Below are 21,176 nucleotides of genomic sequence, written 5' to 3'. Positions count from 1 at the left end.
GTTTTAAAGTTATTTAATAGATACATCGTTTATTTCTAAATAGCCTGATGGGCTAATCGCAAAGCCTTCTACATTTTTTGAGACAGCTGCTAGGTTTTCTATCACACGGACCGGAATATAAACTACATCCTTCATTTCTAATTCTTGTGATTGCGCATAAAGCTCCTTGCGTTTTTCTTGATCCTTTTCTCTCCTAGCTGCTTCAATTAAACTATCAACCTCTTTGTTGCTGTAGAAAAAGGTGTTTCCTGCCCCACCTTGGGAACTTGTATGGAAAAGATTATATTGATTATAATCAGCATCTCCAGTAGCATTTCTCCAGCTGATAATAAACATTTCTGAATCACCTTTGTTTACTTGCTCTACAAATGTTCCATACTCCAATACTTGAATATTAACCTTAACGCCGATCCCTTTTAATTGAGATTGAAGAACTTCGGCCATATTGATTCGCTCTTTGCTATCCATCGTTTTAAGAGTTATTTCCAATCCATTCGAATAGCCTGCTTCTGCAAGCAGCTTTTTCGCTTCATTTAAATTATATTCATAGGCCTTCATTGCATCATTGTAGCCAAATACTTTAGAGCCCAATAAGGAATTCGCTTTTTTCCCAACATTGTTATAAACACCTTTAATAATGGAATCCATTTCAACAGCGTAGGATATAGCCTTTCGAACACGAACATCGTTAAAAGGTTTCTTCTGAACATTAAAACCAATATACTCTGTTCCATATCCTTCACTGCGGTAAACATCGATTGCCTTTGAAGTTTTTACTGTATCCATCATCGGTACGGAAAGCGGTTCAGCTATATGAGCTTCTCCCGTTTCAAGCATCGATATTCTTGTCGTTTCTTCAGGAACAACCTTGAATACAACTTTATCCACCCTTGCTTTTTCTCCCCAATAATCGTTGTTCTTTTTTAAGACAATTTCTTGACCCGGTGTCCAGGATTCGAATACAAATGGACCTGTTCCATTTGGCTCTTGGATAATTTTCTTGCCATATTTCTCAATCGTTTTTGGATTGATAATACCGCCTTCATGGCTCGCTAAGATAGAGAGTAACGGAGAGAACGGCTCAGATAAGATAAACTGAACGGTATAATCATCAATAACCTTTACTTCCTTGACCATTTTAAATACAACTGCTCTCGGTGAACCAACGTTTGGGTCTAATAAACGATCAAAGGTAGCTTTGACAGCATTTGCCTTAAATTCAGTTCCATCATGGAACTTTACACCTTTTCTTAGGGTAAACTCCCAGGTTGTATCGTCCTTTTGCTCCCACTTTTCCGCTAGCAAGGGCTTTATTTGAGCATTTTTATCACGGCCAACTAAACCCTCATAAATCTTCCGATGAGTAATACTTGCGGCATTAATGGTAGACATAAAATGGTGGTCCAAATTTTCAGCATCAGATAAGCGTGCAATGACCAAAGTTCCCCCTTCTTTAGCGGCTGAGTCACTTTTTTTGGTGTCACTGCTAACATCTTTTTTTGTTGAACAACCCGCCATGATTACCATCATCATTAGCATGACAATAAAGAATCTTCCTAACCCCCTATTTCTCTTCATCAATCTTACCTCCTGAATATTTTTTAAAAGGGTTTAACCTTTGTCTAATTATAAAAAATATTCAGATAATAATATTTCAAATATCTTTACTTCCTTTTTTAATATCTTTACTACTTTCTTTCATTTTTAATAGATTCTACAACTCTAAAGGATGTTGGAAATAATTGTCGTTCCGGAAGCTGCTGATAATCTCTTTCCATATATCCCTTTCTCATTTTATTAAAATATTGTTGCCCTTTGAATTTAATTTCTTCTAAATTAACGTTTGGAATTTGCTGATCCTTCATGACAATCCTGCCATTGATGACAGATAATTTCACATCTCTTCCAGTTCCGCCTGCTACCATCGTGCGAATTGGGTCATCCAGAACCCCCATGTGAAATCCATCCAAATCAATGGCAATAATATCAGCTTTCGCACCAACAGCGAGCCTGCCGAGATCGGCCCTGCCGAGGAATTTAGCACCACCGAGTGTTGCTGCCCTAAAGAAATCAGCGTATGTTGAATCTTTGACTTCTTTTTCAATAAAACGAGCAAACATGCTTCCGGTCCGGATGTTTTGGAAAATATCCGGAGGGAAGGTATCCGTTCCGAGGGCTATATTAATTCCTGCTCTTTTATATTTCGCAAATGACTCTAAAGCTGACATGTGCCTGCCAATAATTAACGGACAATGAATCACTGTCGTCCCAGTTTCTTGCAGAAGTGCGATATCGTTCCCTTCACCAACTTTCGCTTCACTATATCCGGCAATATAGTGAGCGTGTGGGATCCCAGTTTTGGGCCCTAAGAAGCCAAGGTCGTATAAGAAGCGAATCGGAGTAACCCCATATTTTTCCACAATAGTATGATATTCAAAGGTTCCTTGTGCCGCATGGAGTTTAATTGGAACTCCCAGCTTTTCGCTAAAATACTTCGTTTGTGACAAGCTATCGATTGTTTGGCATTCTATCCGTTCAGGTGCAAGCATGCCCCGAACTAGTCCATCAAAAGCACCGTCAAATTCCTCCACAAATCTAACCGCCCGTTTTAATCCCTCTTTACCGGCTTCTTCATCCATATACAGCTTGATAGTACCATCGGGTTGTACTACCCTGGTCCCAGATTGATAGCTAGGACCAAGATAAATTCTTAACCCAAGGTTCCCCGCATGGTTTGCAGCTGCGGCTAACTCCTCATATGTTTCAGCCCATTTTTTATAAAAAACTGACGTAATTGGCATCGCCGTTGTAATCCCGTGGAGAATTAGCTGCGTGTAGGCATAAAGAGATTTAAAAGCTTCTTCTTCAGCGGTCATCACTTCATGGTGTCCATCCTTAATATATTGCGCGGACCAGAGCAAGTTTTTCTGTCTGTTTGTACTTGCCTCAAGGTGTAAAATATCATGGTCGATATCTCCTAACGCATTTAAATCAATAAAACCAGGGCTAATGACGGCATTCCCTACATCGATTAATTCATTTATTTCACCTGTGTAATTTTTACCGACATATATAATAGTGTCTTGTTCATAAACAACTTCAGCATTTTCGATGATAACATGGTCTTCCCCGTCATAGCCTATGACATACCTTCCCTTTATCTTTGTCTTCATCCACTTTCCCCTTTCTTCCTTTTACCTTTATTATAAAAAACTCTCGATGCCCCCATTTTCGGAATTATTACTCTTTTTTTAAATTTTTCTACTTTATTAAAACAGAATATACTTCAAGTTAAAAAAAGAAAGGTTGTCAACTTTTAGACAACCCCTCTTTATACATCCAAATTTAAATTTAAAAAAGCGAACAGTTCACTAACTGTTCGCTCTTTGGGTTTTAATCCCGATCTAAAAGTGCAGCTCCGGCAATCCCCGGTTTTGTCATTTCATAGATATTAAGGATTTGATCCAATTCTTCCTCAGTTAAAACATCATGCTGGAGGCACAGCTCACGTACCGATTTCCCGGTCAGGGTAGCTTCTCTTGCAATTCTTGCGGCTGCTTCATAACCAAGATGCGGATTTACAGCGGTAATAATGCCGACACTCTTTTCAACATATTCTTTTAATCTAGCTTCATTCGCCTCAATGCCAGCTAAACAGTGGTCAGTAAATGAACGGAAACCATTGTTCATGATACTGATGGATTGCAGCAGATTGAAGACTAAAACAGGCTCCATTACGTTTAACTCAAGCTGCCCTGCTTCCGATGCCAAACAAATGGTATGGTCATTGCCAATCACCTGAAAAGCAATTTGGTTAATCAGTTCCGGCATAACTGGGTTTACTTTACCCGGCATGATGGAAGATCCAGGCTGGCGTGCCGGCAGTGAAATTTCAGCCAGACCTGCCCGTGGTCCTGAAGCCATCAGGCGAAGATCGTTAGCAATTTTCGACATATTCATCATACATACTTTTAGAGCGGCAGAAACCTCCGTATAGGCATCGGTATTCTGGGTGGCATCCACCAGGTGCTCCGCATTGACCAATGGTAACCCGCTGATTTCAGCCAACTGTTTAACCACATCTTCAATATACTGAGGGTCAGCATTTAATCCTGTTCCAACTGCAGTTGCCCCCATATTAACCTCATATAAATGATTCCGTGATTGAGAAATTCTCTTCATATCCCTTTCAAGCACACGGGAATACGCTTCAAATTCCTGCCCGAGGCGAATTGGTACTGCATCTTGAAGGTGAGTTCGGCCCATTTTGATTACTGTTTCAAATTGCTTTGCTTTTGCCTTGAAAACGCTATGCATGTACTGCATTGTCTCTAATAATTTGCTCAATAGATTTAGTGTTGCAATATGGATTGCCGTTGGGAAGGCATCATTTGTCGATTGCGACATATTGACATGGCTATTTGGGCTTAAATGCTTATAATCCCCTTTTTTGTGTCCCAGCAATTCAAGTGCGCGGTTGCCGATCACCTCATTTGCGTTCATATTCATGGATGTCCCGGCACCACCCTGAATTGGGTCAACAATAAACTCGTCATGCCACTTCCCTTCAATGATCTCCTCGGCTGCCTGAACGATTTTTTCCCCAAGTCCGCTGTATAAACGTTTGGTATTCATATTAGCAATAGCTGCTGCTTTCTTGACCATTGCTAATGCCTTAATTAATTCCTCATGGATTCGGTATCCTGTAATTGGAAAATTTTCAACGGCACGTAATGTTTGAATCCCATAATAAGCATTTTCCGGTATTTCTTTTTTTCCTAAGAAGTCTTGTTCAACCCTTGTTGTATTCGCTTCCATTTTCTTACCTCACCTTTGTATTTAGGCATTCTATTTTAATAGAATCCTATTATAAATAATAACATTTACAAAGTTATTGTATTACATTCCTGCTTTAATTTCATTCGTAAAGCAAAAATTCTTTAAAAATATTATTTCAAAAAAATATCATCCAAACAACAACCACCTTTAAAAAGACTTTGTAATCTTCTTAAAAACTACTTCACTCTCTTTATAATATACGATATTATGAAATCGTTTTCAATGATTTGTTTATTTTTCAACCTTTTTAATAAATCAAAAAATGAAAAAAATGTAGAAATTTGTCTGAATATTTACTCATCAAATGCTTTATATTAGTAATATATACATGGTATAATCTTCTAAAATATTATTTTAAAATTATTTAAAATTAAATTTCTCGAGGAGAAAGGAAGGTCGTAAAAACAAATATGTCTACTTCCGAAATTACTGCGATACCGCAGCCGAAAACGTATGGCCCACTAGGCAACATGCCTTTGATTGATAAGGAGGCCCCGACACTCTCCTTATGGAAAATTGCGGAAAAACACGGTCCGATTTTTCGCATGGAATTTTTCGGCGGATTTTCTACCGTTTTTGTTTCCGGCCATAAATGGGCCGGCGAGGTTTTGAACAGCGGAAAATTTGATAAAAGTCTGCTTGGCGGCCTCCATCAAGTCCGCGATTTCGCTGGCGATGGGCTGTTTACAGGTAAAACATCTGAGCCAAACTGGCAAAAAGCCCATAACATTCTAATGCCTTCGTTTAGTCTGTCAGCTATGAAAGGATATCACTCCATGATGGTAGACATAGCAAGCCAGCTCGTCCAAAAATGGGCCCGGTTGAATCCAAATGAGAGTATTGATGTTCCGGATGATATGACCAGACTTACACTTGATACGATTGGCTTGTGCGGCTTTAACTATCGTTTCAACAGCTTCTACCGTGAGACGCATGACCCTTTTATTATCAATATGGTAAATGCCCTAGATGAAGCCATGCATAAAGGGACCCGCCTCCCGATTCAAGATAAATTCATGCTAAAAAAACGACAGGAATTCCAAAAGAACATCCAAGCGATGTTTTCCTTGGTAGACAAACTAATCGCTGAACGGAAGGAACACGGTGATCAAGGGGAAACAGATCTGCTTGCTCGGATGCTAAGTGCTAAAGATCCGCAAACAGGCGAAATGCTCGATGATGAAAATATACGTTACCAAATCATCACCTTCCTGATTGCCGGGCATGAAACAACCAGCGGCCTTTTGTCCTTTACGCTTTACCTGCTGTTAAAGCACCCGGAAATCCTGGAAAAAGCACGTGCGGAAGTTGACCGTGTATTGACCGGACCAGTTCCAACCTTTAAACAAGTTTTGGAGCTGAAATATATTCGGATGATTTTAAATGAATCGTTGCGGCTTTATCCGACAGCACCGCAATTTACCCTATATGCCAAGGAAGATATGGTTCTTGGAGGTAAATATAAGATAAATAAAAAGCAGACGGTTGCCATTCTCCTCCCTCAACTGCACCGCGACAAAGAAGCTTGGGGTGAAGCTGCTGAAGAGTTTCGTCCTGAACGGTTTGAAGACCCGAAAAAAATACCGCATGATGCCTACAAACCTTTCGGCAATGGACAACGTGCATGTATCGGAATGCAGTTTGCCCTTCACGAGGCAACATTATTAATAGGAATGATTTTGCAAAACTTTGACTTAATTGACCATACGAACTATCAATTAAAAATTAAACAAACATTGACACTTAAGCCCGAAAACTTCACAATGAGCGTCCAGCTGCGTGATAACCGATTCGTTGAATCATTTGTATTGCCTGTTGAAGAAAAAAGCTCTTCTTCCTTACATTCAGCTAACCAACAATACGATTCTTCGATAGGAAATAATACACCATTATTTGTTCTATACGGTTCCAATATGGGGACTGCGGAAGGAATCGCAAAAGATTTGGCAACAAGTGCTCGTTTTAAAGGTTTCAAAAGTGAAATAGCTCCGCTTGACGAATACGTCGACGTACTACCGAAAGAAGGAGTTACTCTAATTGTCACTTCCTCTTATAATGGCAATCCGCCAAAAAACGCTCGTAAATTTGTCAAGTGGTTAAAAGAGTCTGACAGTGAAGTGCTCGAGGGTGTTCGTTACGCTGTTTTTGGCTGCGGAGATACGAACTGGGCGAACACTTATCAAAGTGTTCCTAATTTGATTGACGTAAAGCTTGCTGAAAAAGGTGCCAATAGAATATCTCCAAAAGGCCAAGGGGATGCAAGCAGTGATTTTGATCAGCAATTTGAAGATTGGCATGAGCAATTATGGCCAAATGTGTTCGAGGCATTAGGGCTAAAAGTTGAAAATAAATCAGAAGAAACGAACCAGGCATTGACAGTCCAATTTGTCGATGAAGTACAAACCGCGGAGCATGCTTCAGGAGGTACTGCGGTACAGACTGTGAAAACGCGCAATTCTTTTAAGACGGTTGAACGTGTTCTTAACCGCTTCGAATTAGATACAAACACACAGGTTGTCTTGAGCGGGAATCAGCAATTTGCGAACCGGCTGCCACTAGATATCCCTGTCCGGGCCAGCGACTTACTAAGTCTAAAGGTTGATTTGGAAGAAACTGTTACCCGTCCGCAGCTTCAAGAGCTGGCGGAACATACAGTATGCCCGCCTCATCAAAAAGAATTAGAAGCACTTCTAACTGAAGATGCCTATAAGGCTCACGTTGTAGATAAAGGCATTACGATGCTGGATTTACTTGAAAAATACCCAGCCTGCCAAATGCCATTTGAAAAATTTTTAGAGCTATTAGCACCTTATGAGACACACTAAAATAATTAAAAAAGAGGATGACCTGGTTGGTCCATCCTCCTTTTTATTCTTGAATGGCTGCAATATTAAATCTTGTTAAAAGTTTGCCAAATGTAGCACGTTCTTCATCGGACCAGTCCTTTGTCACTTCTCCTACCCTTATCTTCCTCGCTTGTCTCTCTTCTCTTAATTTCCTTAAACCCAATTCAGTAATTTCTAAGAAATATGCCCTTCCATCTGTTGGATCAGGAATTCGATAAAGGCAGCCTTTTTGTTCTAACGCGGATGCCTGCCTGCTTATTGTGGAAATATCCAGTTGGGATTGTCCTGCTAATGTTTTTACTCCTGCTGGACCATTTGTTGCGATTTGATGTAAGAGAAGATACGCGGAACGATCAAGATTGCCAATTTTTTTATGGGAAGAGTAGGATGTGATACGGCGAATCATAATCGCCATTTCAAGTTCGATCGTTTCAAGGGATTCTTCTGACATAATTATCACCTCACAAGGTGTCATTTCTTGTTCTTATGATATCATACGAGCGCCCAAAATTATAACTTATAGGCGAATTCACTATTGACGTAGTGGAAAATGGTTGTATAATACAAATATATAGTTTCATTATACAACTATTTTTTATACTTACAAAGAAAAGATAAAACAAGGGGGATTCAGATGTCATCAACATCACAAACTGTTGTACCAAGAACTACTAGCATGTCTTCTATAGAAGAATCAAATCTTCTTAAGCAGCCAAAGGCCGTTTGGGCTGTCTTCTTTGCCTGCATAATTGCCTTCATGGGTCTGGGACTTGTCGACCCGATTTTACCTGCAATCGCTAACCAATTACATGCTTCCCACAGTGAGGTTACACTTCTTTTTACAAGCTATAATGCTGTAATGGCCGTTGCCATGTTAATCACCGGCATGATTTCATCGAGACTAGGCATTAAATGGACATTAATTGCCGGAATAATCATCATTGCTGTCTTTTCAGCGCTTGGCGGTTATTCAAATGGTATTTGGGCTCTTGTCGGCCTTCGCGGCGGATGGGGCCTTGGCAACGCTCTGTTTGTTGCAACTGCTTTGGCGGCGATCGTATCTCTTTCTAACAGTGGGACCGCAAAAGCCATCATCCTGTACGAAGCTGCTATTGGTTTAGGGATTTCTGTAGGTCCTTTACTTGGGGGCTGGCTTGGGGCCATTTCCTGGAGAGGTCCGTTTCTCGGTGTTGCCACACTTATGATTGTAGCCTTCGTTGGGCTTTTGATATTAATGCCGCGAACACATCAGCAGCAGAACACACAACAAAAGAAAACTTCCTTGCTTGATCCATTCCGCGCCCTAAAATATCGTTCATTATTGGTATTTGGCATTGCTGCGGCGCTTTATAACTTTGGTTTTTTCACCCTCCTTGCCTACGCTCCATTTGTAATGGGTCTTGACGAACACGGTTTGGGGTATGTATTTCTAGGCTGGGGTATTTTGCTTGCCATTACATCAGTTGTTACTGCTCCAAAGCTTCAGCAAAGGTTTGGAACGATCAATTCAATGAGCGCAATGTTAACAATATTTGCGTTAGTCCTATTGGCAATGGGTATTTGGACTTCAACCCAGTGGGTTATTATTGCTGCTGTTATTTTTGCAGGGGCTTTACTTGGGAATAATAATACTCTTATTACAACGGCAGTTATGAACTCGGCACCGGTCGAACGAGCGACTGCATCCGCTGCATATAGCTTCCTGCGCTTTATTGGCGGCGCCATTGCACCATATACGGCAGGTAAGCTTGCGGAAATTTATTCACCGTCAACACCATTTATTGTAGGTGCAGGATTTGTCCTTGTATCGGTAGTATTTATCTTAATGAACCGCCGCCATGTCAAGCACGTCGACGATGTGGAGTTAGGACATTAATTTAAACGTAAAAAAGCGAACAGTTTTGCGGCTGTTCGCTTTTTTGTGTGCTTTATTCGGTAAATCCATTCATAAAATTATCCGGATCTGGACCGACCCGCTCATCTTTGTTCAAGCTATCGATTCTTGCCATATCCTCTGTTGATAGATCAAAATCGAAAATATCGGCATTTTCAATGATACGCTGTTCCTTAATTGATTTTGGTATTGTCACTACTTTTGATTGTAAATCCCAGCGTAAAATGACCTGGGCTACTGACTTTCCATATTTACGAGCAATATCACTTAAATTAGGATCATTCAATAATTTCCCCTGTTTAAGAGGAGACCATGCTTCTAGTTGAATCCCTTCTTTTTGGCAAAAAGCAAGTAAATCCTTTTGAGTTAAGTGTGGATGATATTCCACCTGATTCACCATCGGCTTAATCTCGGCATCCTTTAATAGTTCCTCTAAGTGATGGACCTTGAAGTTGCTGACGCCGATGGCACGAACGCGGCCATCCTTATATAATTTTTCAAGGGCTTTCCAAGTGTCTTTGAATTTGTTTTTTCCTGGCCAGTGAATGAGGTATAAATCAAGGTAATCTAGTCCCAGCTTATTTAAACTAGTTTCATATGCTTGAAGTGCGGACTCGTAACCTTGATCAGAGTTCCATACCTTTGATGTGATGAATAACTCCTCACGAGAAACACCGGATTCTCTGATGCCCTGACCGACACCTTCTTCATTTTGATAAACCGCTGCAGTATCAATACTGCGGTAACCATTTTTGATAGCAGCCTTAACAGAGTCAATTACCTCTGAACCTTCCTGCACTTTAAAAACACCAAGGCCAAACCAAGGCATTTCAACACCATTATGTAATGTAGTCGTATCCTTTAAGCTTTTAACCATTGTTCTCACCTTTCTCATGGTTTTTTAGGCATATACCAACCTATTATGGCACTTATACCCAATGAAAATTCTATCTCAACAAGAAAAATCAATCCAATAAAAAGCTTATTTGGGAAGCATTTTCGTATATCTGCGAATTATGTGACGATATCAGCGAATATTTCATTTTATCTGCGAATTTCTGAATATATCTGCGGATTTTTCATTTTATCTGCGAATTTCTGAATATATCTGCGAATCCCAGAAAAAACTTATTCGTCTTCAATTGCCCGCTTAATAATGACATCTTCAATAACATGGTGCCTGCTTAATTGACCTGTTTGTATAATCGAGTACCCTTCTTTTTCTTTTTTCCGCACCTTTTGGGCCACTTCCGTTAATAGAAGTCCTGTAAACAGCAAGTAAGGAACGACAATGACCCGGCCCGCAGCATCGTTGCAGACAGTTTCCAATCCCTCATCGAACCTGGGTTCAGCGGCAGCTAAATAGCAAACAGAAACACGATTAATTCCTAGACGATTTCGGATTCCATCAACAATGTTTGCAAAATCCGCTAGTATATCCGGGTCGCTGCTCCCCCTGCCGACAAGTAAGATGCTGTCTTTAGCTGTCAGCGTCCCTGCTTCTTCATTAACAAGTTCCGCCAACCCATCAAGAATGTTCCCCTGCACCCCAAAAGGGTCCTTCACTTTTACCTTAACATGAGGATATTTCTCTCGAAGCCCTGCCAATGCATTTGGAATATCCTCTTTAATATGCCCTGCGGCAAGCAGAAAAAGAGGAACAACCGTTATTTCGGCGGCACCCCTTTCTACACAATGCTTGAAACCATCTTCAATCAGCGGCTCAGCCAGTTCCAGAAAACTCATTTCCTGAATCGGCACATCGATTCGGGCCATGATCCGCTGGATAAACGCCGTTGCCTCATCTGCCCCTTTCCTTGAGCGAGTACCGTGTCCAATGTAGAGAATTGCTTTCATGCAGGCTGCTCCTTTCACCTTTTTTCCATTCAAACGGGTACTATGTAATTTCATAGTACCCGCTTCTTGTTAAATAATATTCTTGTCTCGTAAATATCCTAACACTTGTTCCACTGCTTCTTCAACTGTCACCAAATCAGAGCGGATGATGATTTCCGGATTTTCCGGTGACTCGTATGGTGAATCAATCCCCGTAAAATCCTTAATTTCACCTTTACGAGCCTTTACATAAAGCTGTTTTGGATCACGGCGTTCGCATTCTTCAAGAGAACAATCAATGAAAACCTCTATAAATTCCCCTTCTGCAAATAACGCACGGACATTGTCCCGGTCGGAACGGAATGGTGAAATAAACGCAGTAGTGACAATCTGACCGCTGTCAACAAACAGCTTTGCCACTTCCCCGATGCGGCGGATATTTTCTGTTCTATCTTCTTCAGAAAAACCAAGATCCTTATTTAAGCCGTGACGGATATTGTCACCATCAAGAACGTATTCGTTAATTCCCTGCCGAAACAATTCGTTTGAAACTGCATTCGCAATTGTTGATTTCCCAGAACCAGATAGCCCTGTAAACCATAGTGTACAGCTTCCATGACCGTTTTGCGCACGTCTGTCTTCTTTTGTAATGGTAGCGTTATGCCATGTAATATTCGTTGATTTGCTCATTCTCCTACTCCTTATACTGTCGCTTTTTCTCTCATTCCTTCAATCAGGACTTCAACCACTTCTTTACGGCTGAAGGTTGCTGGCGGAAGAACTCCTGAGCGGAGCATCTCTCTAACTTTTGTTCCCGACAGGATTACACGATCTTCCTTGCCATGCGGGCAAGTTTTGTCAGATGCCATGCCATCGCATTTTGTGCAATAGAAGCTGTGTTCAAAGAATAATGGTTTAATACCAAGTTCCTCTTCAGTGAAATTGCTGAAAATATACTGGGCATCATAGGTTCCGTAATAGTTTCCTACCCCAGCATGGTCACGGCCGACAATAAAGTGTGTGCAACCATAATTTTTGCGGGCAAGAGCGTGGAAAATAGCTTCTCTTGGACCTGCATAGCGCATTGCAGCTGGGTGAACGCCTAACTGGACCCGTTCTTTTGGATAATAGTTTTCCAATAAAACACGATAGCTTTTCAGACGTACATCAGCTGGAACGTCATCAGATTTTGTTTCACCGACTAGCGGGTTCACGAACAAGCCATCAACGATTTCAAGGGCAGCCTTTTGAATGTACTCATGCGCACGATGAATCGGATTTCTTGTTTGGAAACCAACAACTGTTTTCCAGCCTTTCTCTTCAAAAAAGGCGCGAGTCTGCTTTGGTTCGAACCAGACATCACCGAACACGCCTTTTTCAGGTTTCTTAACAAGCACAACTTCCCCAGCCACATAGACAGGTCCTCTCTCGAATAGCCGCTTAACGCCTGGATGAGCAAGTTCTTCCGTTTTATAAACTTCTCTTGCTTCTTTGTTTAAATCCGGCTCATACCATTCGGAAACCTTAATCACACCGTAAACTTCATCGTTGTGTTTTAATTTAATTTCTTCACCGACTACCAAGGATTCCGCAATTTCATAGGATACAGGAAGAGTTACTGGAATGGACCAGATCGTATTGTCGGCTAAACGCATATTGCTGACAACAGATTCATAATCCGCTTTACCAAGAAAACCTGTTAACGGGCTGAAAACCCCCACACCAATAAGTTCAAGATCGCTTAAAGCAATCGCATCAATTTCTATTACTTTTGCTGCATTGGATAAATCATAGTTTGGATCAAAAGCTTGAATAAGTTTGCCTCCGTGAGGATTTGGTAAAAATGACATGTTTGATATCAACCCTTCTATTTGTTTTTATTTATTTGCAATATCGGTAGGCGCTCCAATCGATGCGGATGTAGTGCGTTTCATTAAGAATAGCACTCCCAAAACAGAGATAAGGACGCCTGCCATGACAATAATCGGATAAAAATTCCGAACTATCACTAATTGAATAATGGTGTATGAGAGCACCATTGAAATAACCGGTGAAACAATCCAGACCGTGAGAAGCTGTACGACAATTCCCTTTTTCAAGACTGATTTGCCGTATTTAGCAAAACCAATCCCAATGATGGAGGAAGTCGTGATTTGCGTGAGCGGAACAGGAATTCCAAACAGCGATGCAACTGTTACGATGCTGGCACCGGTACCGGATATGATACATCCCTCTTCCAAGCGAAGCTTTGTTATTTTCTTCCCATTGGTTTCAATTACTCGGTGACCGAGCAGGAATGCACCAAGCGCTACGGCCAAACCTCCCCAAAGGACGGCTGTCTCTTTAGACATTAATGATGCGGCAACAAGGGGGCCAACGGCATTGGCCACATTGTTCATCCCTGCCGAAAAGGCTTCGAACAATCCCATAAAGACGACAAGTACCGCAAGAAGAGGTCCTGCTTTTGGTTTCTCGACAAATTTTTTAATAGGTTTGATTTTTAAAAGATTAGCAGCAAGGATTGCCAGCACGAAAGCTGCAACTGGAGTTAACAGCCAAAACACCATAATCCATAGGAGCTTGCCGACAAAAACGGATTGATAGACAATCCCCGCCCCTACCACGGCGCCCACTGCTACTTCACTTGTCGAGAGCGGTATTCCAAAAATATTCGCTAAAAACAGCGACATAGCTGCTGAAGCTAACACGATTAAGGCAATAGCATTTGTAAAGGTACTGCTTGGAACGATACCGCCGCCAATCGTCTTTACGACCTCGCCGCCGCCAAGCCATGCACCAAGGAACACCGCTATTCCACAAAGGAATAAAGCCAGTTGCTTTTTGACAACGCCGGCTCCATAGGAAATTCCCATCGAAGCAGCTGCCCCGCTGGCCCCGATATTGACTGCAAAAAACAAACCTATCATTATAGCAATGATTGTGATCGTTTTGACCGCCCCCTTACGATGAGTGTAATCCACACTCGGTTTTACTGCTGCCGGTCCAGCGTCCGGCACGGGAATCGCCGTCACCGGCAACTGCTTGCGTACAAGGGAAGCAGCCGATGCTTGGATAGTTGCGGTCATGCAACTCGTTATATGGAAGGTCTTTTTCCCGAATATAGGACCACACCTCATCCCATGTCCAATGAATCAGAGGGCATATTTTAATATTTTTAAATTTTTCATCTTTGTTAACAAACTCAGTATCTTTCCTTGTCGGTGACTGTTCTCTGCGAAGACCTGAAATCCAAGCATCTCTTGCTGTAAGAGTTTCCCTAAGAGGAATGACTTTTCGGATTTGGCAGCATTGGTTAGGGTCGCGTTTCCATAACGCTGTCCCATATTGCGCAGCCTGTTCATCAAGAGTTAATGCAGGTTTCTTCTGCTCGATTTTCAATGATGGAAAACGTTCTTCGATCCTTTTGATAACATCGTAGGTTTCTAGAAAGTGAAGATCTGTATCCAAGAAAACGATGTGCGCATCAGGTTTCACCTGAGCAATCAAGTCAATCAACACAATCGCTTCGGCCCCAAAGCTCGAAGCATAAACAATTTTATTATCAGCGTAATTCTGATAAGCCCATTCCAATACTGCTTTAGCACCTTTCGTTTCATCTTGAATCGAAAAAGAATCAGAAATGGAATTCCAATTTTCATATGTCACTGCGTTTGTCATCATGCAAGCCTCCTTATTCCTTTAAAAAAAAGGCAGCCTTCAACCATTAATGGTGAAGACCGCCTCTAGTTTGTCTAGTCAGCGTGTTTTATTCGATTGAAGACGAACCTTTTCGTTTTTCTCAATTTGCACAACCTTACCGTCCTGAACAACCAGTGTAATCGATCCGAATTTGATTGATTCGAGCATCGGCCTAAGGTGTGCCGCAATTTCTTGCCATTCATCTGGTGTTTTCAGCCGATTCGCCCCCTTTTCCTAAAAAACTCCTCCTATTCCAGGAAAGGCATTTTACTGTTTCAATTTCTCAAAATTAATCCCACTAGACCAATAGGAATTTACATATATAGTTGATGAAATTAATCCTACTAGACACATAGGGATTTGTCAATATAAATGATGAAAATATTTTAACTATTTTTTGATTAAAGCAGATGTCTATTTTGCCCGTACTAAACTTTTTTTCCTGATATAAGAATTTTAAGTCAGGACTAAAAAGGTTTCTCTAGACCCACATAATAATAGATTGCTAAGATAATGAAGGGAATGAAAAGCTAAGGGGCAATACATATGGAAAATGAAAAGTATTTAGCACTAAAAAAAGGAGAACAAGCCGCATATATCAGTATTTTGGCATACATTTTTCTATCCATTTTAAAACTGGCAGTTGGCTATGCATCCGACTCCGAGGCACTAAAAGCCGATGGGTTAAACAACAGTACAGATGTAATCGCATCTATTGTTGTATTAATTGGGCTAAAACTTTCACAAAAGCCTGCAGATAAGGACCATCCTTATGGTCATTGGAAAGCGGAAACTGTTGCCTCCATGGTTTCTTCTTTTATCATGATGGCCGTGGGTATTGAGGTGCTATATGATGCGGTTACCACCATCATCAATGGAAAGAGTGAGTCTCCAGACCCCCTTTCTGCCGTAACCGGAATTTTTTGTGGCGCAGTCATGTATGCTGTCTATCATCATAACCATAAGCTTGCCGCAAAAATTAACAGCCAGGCGGTAATGGCTGCCGCGAAAGACAATCTCTCTGATGCCTGGGTGAGCATCGGAACTGCTGCAGGGATTATTGGCGCTCAATTCAATCTGCCATGGCTGGATCCAATTACAGCAGTAATCGTAGGACTTCTTATCTGTAATACGGCATGGGATATTTTTCGCAATGCCTCCCACAGCTTAACCGATGGTTTTGATGTGAAGGAGATGTATTCTTTTAAAAATACAATTGAAGGGATTACTGGGGTTAAAGGAATAAAGGACATCAAAGCACGGAATTATGGCAACAGCGCTGTCGTTGATGTGGTAATCCTTGTGAATTCCAATCTAAATATTCGTGAGGCACATGATGTTGCCACAAAGGTGGAAAATGCCCTAATCAAGGAACACGATGTGTTTGATGTTAATGTCCATGTGGAGCCTAACTAAGCTGTTTTTGAATAATCGTTTTAAACTGCGGAAAACTATCCCTAATTAGGAAATTGATAAGGGGATCGTTTAATGGAAAAAGAAATGTCATATGGTAGTGATTATAAAATTATTCCGGCCACTTCTATTGGCAGCGGGGTCGGGATTCAGGTTTTGCCGGATTTATTTTCTTATACCATCCAAATCGTCAATATTTGTTTTGTCGGTAACCCTGATAACGGCGAGTTTGTTTTAGTAGATGCTGGTATGACAGGGTCTGCAGACGAAATTATCGAAGCAGCAGAGGAACGGTTTGGCGAGGGGTGCCGCCCGAAAGCGATTATTTTAACGCACGGTCATTTTGACCATGTTGGAGCAATAATCGAACTGGTGAATCATTGGCAGGTACCCGTATATGCTCATGAAATTGAATTGCCTTATTTGGTCGGGCAAAAGAGCTACCCTGAGCCAGACCCCAGTGTGGAAGGCGGGATGGTGGCAAAGATGTCACCGCTGTTTCCGAATGAGCCGATTAACCTCGGTAACCATGTAGAAAAACTTCCTCCTGATGGGAGCGTTCCACATCTGCCTGGTTTTCGCTGGATCCACACCCCAGGCCACACACCTGGACATGTTTCCTTTTTTAGAGATGAAGACCGTGCGTTGATTGCAGGAGATGCATTCATCAATGTGAAACAGGATTCTTTATATAAGGTCATAACCCAGGAGGAGGAAGTAAATGGTCCTCCTAGATACTTCACAACGGATTGGAGGGCCGCTTGGGACTCGGTTAAAAAGCTGGCTGAACTAAATCCTTCGACCGCGATAACAGGGCATGGTGCTCCGCTGGCAGGCGAGGCATTAACCAGCGGACTTGAGCGACTGGTAAATAATTTTGATAGCTTAGCGATTCCGGATTACGGTAAATATGTGGATGGGAATATTCATTAAGCTTGTATATGTTGAGGTTCTATAGACACTTTCCGGTTTTTCTGTGGAAATATTTGGGTTTAGAGGGTGATTAAGGACATTTTCATCTGTTTTTCGCCTCGTTTTGTCCTTGATCCCGCCTCTACTCTAAAAATGAAGAAAAATAAAAAGGATTGCCGCATCACGTATCACGGCAATCCTTTTTTCAACCATTACACCATTATTTTGCAAATATTATTCGTAAATTCAACCGGATCATCAATCGGCAGGCCTTCAATTAGTAGTGCCTGATTATACAATAGGTGCGTATACAATTTCAGCTTATCTTTGTCTCCGGCAAATGATTCTTTTAAGGATGCAAAAACCTCGTGATTTGCATTGATTTCTAGTACCTTCTCAGCTTTAATTCCCTGGTTATTCGGCATGGCGTTTAGAATTTTTTCCATCTCGATCGAGACTTCTCCATCTGTTGATAAGCAAACCGGGTGCGACTTCAGTCGTTTAGAAACACGGACATCCTTCACTTTGCCCGCCAAAGTCTCCTTCATATACTCAAACAGTTCTTTGTTATCCTGCTCTTCCGCTTCCGAATCCTGAGACTTTTCATCTGCCTCAAAGCCTAAATCACCACTAGAAACGGACTTAAACTCTTTATCTTTGTAGCTCATCAGCATTCTAATCGCGAATTCGTCAATTTCATCTGTAAAATACAGAATTTCATAGCCTTTATCTGCAACCAACTCCGTTTGCGGAAGCTTTTCGATCCGCTCATTGGAACCGCCAGTGGCGTAGAAAATATATTTTTGGTCCTCCGGCATTCTAGAAACATATTCATCTAACGTTACGAGCTTCTTCTCTTTTGAGGAATGGAACATCAATAAATCTTGCAATTCTTCTTTATGAGCGCCAAATTCGCTATAGACACCGTACTTTAACTGGCGGCCAAATGCCTGATAAAACTGCTCATATTTTTCCCGTTCATTTTTCAATAAGCTTACCAGCTCACTTTTGATTTTCTTGTTAATATTTTTCGCGATTAGCTTTAATTGACGGTCGTGCTGGAGCAGCTCACGTGAAATATTCAAAGATAAATCTTCTGAGTCGACCATTCCCTTAACGAAGCTGAAATAGTCAGGCAGGAGGTCGGCGCACTTGTTCATAATTAAAACACCGCTCGAATAAAGCTCTAGACCCTTTTCATATTCTGCAGAATAATAGTCAAACGGCATGCTTTCTGGAATATAAAGAATCGCGTTATAACGGACCGCTCCATCCACACTGATATGAATATGCTTCAGCGGTTTGTCAAAGCCGTATCGCTTTTCCGCATAAAAATTTTCATAATCCTCGGCTGTCAGTTCGTTTTTATTTTTTCGCCAAATCGGCACCATGCTGTTGATGGTTTCTTCGACTTGATAATCTTCATACTCCGTTTCGCTGCCCTCTTTAAGACGGCTTTTCGAGACATCCATTTTAATAGGGTAGCGGATAAAGTCAGAGTATTTCTTGATAATTGCTTTTAAACGATATTCCTCTAAATACTCATCATAATTTTCTTCTTCGGTATTATCTTTGATCTTTAAAATAATCTCAGTACCGACTGTTTCTTTTTCGCAAGGAACGATAGTGTAGCCCTCGGCACCCTGTGACTCCCATTTATAGGCTTCGTCGCTTCCTAATGCCTTGCTGATGACAGTTACTACGTCCGCAACCATAAACGCTGAATAAAAACCAACACCAAATTGGCCGATGATATCATAGCCATCCTTCAGTTCATTCTCGCTTTTGAACGCTAAAGATCCGCTCTTGGCAATCGTACCAAGGTTATTTTCCAATTCTTCCTTGGTCATCCCAATCCCAGTATCAATTAATCGTAAAGTTCTATTTTCCTTGTCAGCGATTACCTTTATGTAGTAATTGTCTTTATCGAATGCCAAGGAATCATCTGTTAATGCTTTGTAATAGATTTTATCGATCGCATCACTGGCATTGGAGATTAACTCACGCAGAAAAATTTCGCGATGCGTATAAATCGAATTAATCATCATGTCTAATAAACGTTTCGATTCCGCTTTAAATTGTTTTGTTTCCATACCCAATTCTCCTTCCATTTTTACCCTTTCCATCATAATTGCAGGAAGTCAATAAATCAAATGATTAGCACTCTATCACATTGAGTGCTAACAACTATTTAAATATCATAAAATCCACTTATCGTCAATAAAAAAAAACGGACGGTTTTTCCTCCGTCCGCTACCATTCACTGTATTGGCAGTAATATCTCCATCGTAGTTCCATTTTCATCACTTGAGATATTTATTGTGCCATTGTGATTTTCAATAATTTGCATGCTAATCATCAATCCTAATCCATTTCCATTATCCTTGGTTGTAAAAAATGGCTGGCCGATTCGCTCGAGATGCTCTTTCGGGATCCCGCATCCTTGGTCAATAAACCGAATCTTTATTTGGTTAGAATCTGTACATTGAACCTCTATGATGATTTCTCCGCCCTTAGGCATGGCCTCAACAGAATTTTTGAGGAAATTAATAAACATTTGCTTAAGCTGGTTTTCATCGCAATAAACTTCAGGGATTTCAGTCAGGTAAAGAATATGAATTCCTATATTTCTCATAATTGCCTGTGTATCAGCAAGCGTTTTAACATGTTCTAAAATGGTCGACAAATCACGTTTCTCAAATTTCATAGACTGCGGTTTCGCTAGCAGCAATAATTCACTGAGAATCAGTTCAATGCGGTTCACTTCTGAATTGATAATATCCAAATATCCAGAATTAAATTCACGGCCTGTATCCATTAGTTTAATAAAGCCTTTTATAGCGGTTAATGGATTTCTTATTTCATGGGCGATTCCAGCGGCAAGCTGCCCTGCTACTGTTAACTTTTCAGACTGGAGAAGCAATTTTTGCGTTCTTTTCTTCTCCATTATGTCCCGAATGATAATATGACGTGCAGGTTCGTTTTGAAAAATGGCCGGAATTGCTTTTACTTCGACTTCAATAATCGTGCCATCTAAACGGACCAGCTTTTCCACGATAAAATCAACAGCCTTGCCGTTTTCAACGTTCCTGGCCCGTTGTTTCACAATGTCAGAGTAGGGGCTGTCCAAAAAATCGTATATGCTTTTTCCAATCACTTCATTTTTATCCTTCGCACCAATTAATTCCACGGCCGTATCGTTGGCAAATAGAATTTGCTCATCTTTAACAATCGCAACGGCATCAGGTGAATGCTCAACAATATCCCGATAGGTATTCTCCCGCTGCTGAATATCTTCCATAAGCTTTTTCCGCTTTTGTTTGAGTTCCGTAATATCCTTGGCTACTGCATAAACGCCCACAATTTCACCATCGATGACAATCGGATAGTTTGTCATATTTAAATCTATTAATTTCCCGCTTTTATGAACGATTTGACAATCGAAATTCTGCAATTTGCCATCAATTGCCTTGTAAAAAAATGAAATGGCTCGATCCAGGTGCTCCAATTTCATTACTTTCATATACGTTAATTTTGAAAATTCGTCCGAATTATATCCAAAAATGAGCGCACAAGCAGGGTTTAATGGAATGAAATAACCATCTAAATCCATAGCATAAATGGCATCAGAATCGCATGCGAACAAAGACTGATAACTATTCAGGCTGCCATTTAAATGCTTTTCTAACAGGATCCGCTTTTCCTTTTTAATATCAGTTATAGAACTTTGCATCACG

General features: G+C 40.9%; 17 protein-coding genes. 4 read left to right on the top strand and 13 right to left on the bottom strand.

Features of this window, described 5'->3' with window-relative positions; genetic code table 11:
- Nucleotides 1–9 precede the first annotated feature (9 nt).
- The 3 genes from ACFPA1_RS03875 to aspA all read right to left on the bottom strand — a co-directional run bounded on the left by ACFPA1_RS03875 (nucleotide 10) and on the right by aspA (nucleotide 4,818).
- The gene (locus tag ACFPA1_RS03875; protein ID WP_213140511.1) at nucleotides 10–1,578 is read right to left on the bottom strand and encodes a glutathione ABC transporter substrate-binding protein; all 1,569 of its coding nucleotides are present in this window, start codon (nucleotides 1,576–1,578) and stop codon (nucleotides 10–12) included.
- A 110-nt stretch (nucleotides 1,579–1,688) separates the two neighbouring features.
- Nucleotides 1,689–3,173, bottom strand: coding sequence for an amidohydrolase family protein (locus ACFPA1_RS03870; RefSeq protein WP_213140512.1), 1,485 nt, complete (start codon nucleotides 3,171–3,173; stop codon nucleotides 1,689–1,691).
- A gap of 220 nt (nucleotides 3,174–3,393) precedes the next feature.
- Nucleotides 3,394–4,818 (bottom strand): aspartate ammonia-lyase, encoded by a 1,425-nt coding sequence (aspA, locus tag ACFPA1_RS03865; protein WP_213116060.1) that lies wholly within the window; start codon nucleotides 4,816–4,818, stop codon nucleotides 3,394–3,396.
- 431 nt (nucleotides 4,819–5,249) lie between these two features.
- Between aspA and ACFPA1_RS03860 the strand changes: the two genes are divergently transcribed.
- Nucleotides 5,250–7,664, top strand: coding sequence for a cytochrome P450 (locus ACFPA1_RS03860; RefSeq protein ID WP_378581383.1), 2,415 nt, complete (start codon nucleotides 5,250–5,252; stop codon nucleotides 7,662–7,664).
- Nucleotides 7,665–7,707: 43 nt separating this feature from the next.
- On the opposite strand, the gene ACFPA1_RS03855 is transcribed toward ACFPA1_RS03860, so the two are convergent.
- Entirely contained in the window at nucleotides 7,708–8,136 is a 429-nt protein-coding gene (locus ACFPA1_RS03855; RefSeq protein WP_378581382.1) for a MarR family winged helix-turn-helix transcriptional regulator, read from the bottom strand.
- Nucleotides 8,137–8,319: 183 nt separating this feature from the next.
- Here ACFPA1_RS03855 and ACFPA1_RS03850 point away from each other — a divergent pair, with 183 nt between their 5' ends.
- Nucleotides 8,320–9,561, top strand: coding sequence for an MFS transporter (locus ACFPA1_RS03850; RefSeq protein ID WP_378581380.1), 1,242 nt, complete (start codon nucleotides 8,320–8,322; stop codon nucleotides 9,559–9,561).
- Between the two features lie 52 nt (nucleotides 9,562–9,613).
- Here the strand turns inward: ACFPA1_RS03850 and ACFPA1_RS03845 are convergent, their stop codons facing one another.
- The 7 genes from ACFPA1_RS03845 to ACFPA1_RS03815 all read right to left on the bottom strand — a co-directional run bounded on the left by ACFPA1_RS03845 (nucleotide 9,614) and on the right by ACFPA1_RS03815 (nucleotide 15,282).
- Nucleotides 9,614–10,456 (bottom strand): aldo/keto reductase, encoded by an 843-nt coding sequence (locus tag ACFPA1_RS03845; protein WP_213140516.1) that lies wholly within the window; start codon nucleotides 10,454–10,456, stop codon nucleotides 9,614–9,616.
- 251 nt (nucleotides 10,457–10,707) lie between these two features.
- The gene (locus ACFPA1_RS03840; RefSeq protein ID WP_241113646.1) at nucleotides 10,708–11,490 is read right to left on the bottom strand and encodes a sirohydrochlorin chelatase; all 783 of its coding nucleotides are present in this window, start codon (nucleotides 11,488–11,490) and stop codon (nucleotides 10,708–10,710) included.
- Between the two features lie 15 nt (nucleotides 11,491–11,505).
- A complete protein-coding gene (cysC, locus tag ACFPA1_RS03835) occupies nucleotides 11,506–12,105 on the bottom strand; it encodes an adenylyl-sulfate kinase (RefSeq protein ID WP_213140518.1) in 600 nt (199 codons plus the stop codon).
- Between the two features lie 11 nt (nucleotides 12,106–12,116).
- Nucleotides 12,117–13,265: a sulfate adenylyltransferase gene (gene sat, locus ACFPA1_RS03830; protein ID WP_213140519.1), complete on the bottom strand. Its 1,149-nt coding sequence runs from the start codon at nucleotides 13,263–13,265 to the stop codon at nucleotides 12,117–12,119.
- Nucleotides 13,266–13,292: 27 nt separating this feature from the next.
- Entirely contained in the window at nucleotides 13,293–14,342 is a 1,050-nt protein-coding gene (locus ACFPA1_RS03825; protein ID WP_213141281.1) for an inorganic phosphate transporter, read from the bottom strand.
- A gap of 34 nt (nucleotides 14,343–14,376) precedes the next feature.
- Entirely contained in the window at nucleotides 14,377–15,096 is a 720-nt protein-coding gene (locus ACFPA1_RS03820) for a phosphoadenylyl-sulfate reductase (protein ID WP_378581378.1), read from the bottom strand.
- A gap of 75 nt (nucleotides 15,097–15,171) precedes the next feature.
- Nucleotides 15,172–15,282, bottom strand: coding sequence for a YezD family protein (locus ACFPA1_RS03815; protein ID WP_378581377.1), 111 nt, complete (start codon nucleotides 15,280–15,282; stop codon nucleotides 15,172–15,174).
- A 378-nt stretch (nucleotides 15,283–15,660) separates the two neighbouring features.
- Here ACFPA1_RS03815 and ACFPA1_RS03810 point away from each other — a divergent pair, with 378 nt between their 5' ends.
- Both ACFPA1_RS03810 and ACFPA1_RS03805 read left to right on the top strand, forming a co-directional pair.
- Nucleotides 15,661–16,530: a cation diffusion facilitator family transporter gene (locus ACFPA1_RS03810; protein WP_213140521.1), complete on the top strand. Its 870-nt coding sequence runs from the start codon at nucleotides 15,661–15,663 to the stop codon at nucleotides 16,528–16,530.
- 72 nt (nucleotides 16,531–16,602) lie between these two features.
- The gene (locus ACFPA1_RS03805) at nucleotides 16,603–17,460 is read left to right on the top strand and encodes an MBL fold metallo-hydrolase (protein ID WP_378581375.1); all 858 of its coding nucleotides are present in this window, start codon (nucleotides 16,603–16,605) and stop codon (nucleotides 17,458–17,460) included.
- Between the two features lie 191 nt (nucleotides 17,461–17,651).
- On the opposite strand, the gene htpG is transcribed toward ACFPA1_RS03805, so the two are convergent.
- Together htpG and ACFPA1_RS03795 are read right to left on the bottom strand one after the other, a co-directional pair.
- Nucleotides 17,652–19,532 (bottom strand): molecular chaperone HtpG, encoded by a 1,881-nt coding sequence (htpG, locus tag ACFPA1_RS03800; protein ID WP_213140523.1) that lies wholly within the window; start codon nucleotides 19,530–19,532, stop codon nucleotides 17,652–17,654.
- 167 nt (nucleotides 19,533–19,699) lie between these two features.
- On the bottom strand, nucleotides 19,700–21,172 hold the full coding sequence (locus tag ACFPA1_RS03795) for a PAS domain S-box protein (protein ID WP_241113663.1): 1,473 nt from the start codon (nucleotides 21,170–21,172) through the stop codon (nucleotides 19,700–19,702).
- Nucleotides 21,173–21,176 lie beyond the last annotated feature (4 nt).

The sequence above is a fragment of the Neobacillus sp. GCM10023253 genome, assembly GCF_042653105.1.
In the GTDB taxonomy this organism is placed as follows: domain Bacteria; phylum Bacillota; class Bacilli; order Bacillales; family Cytobacillaceae; genus Neobacillus; species Neobacillus citreus.
Note: the sequence above shows the minus strand (reverse complement) of the source record. Positions and strands in the feature narration are given on the sequence as shown.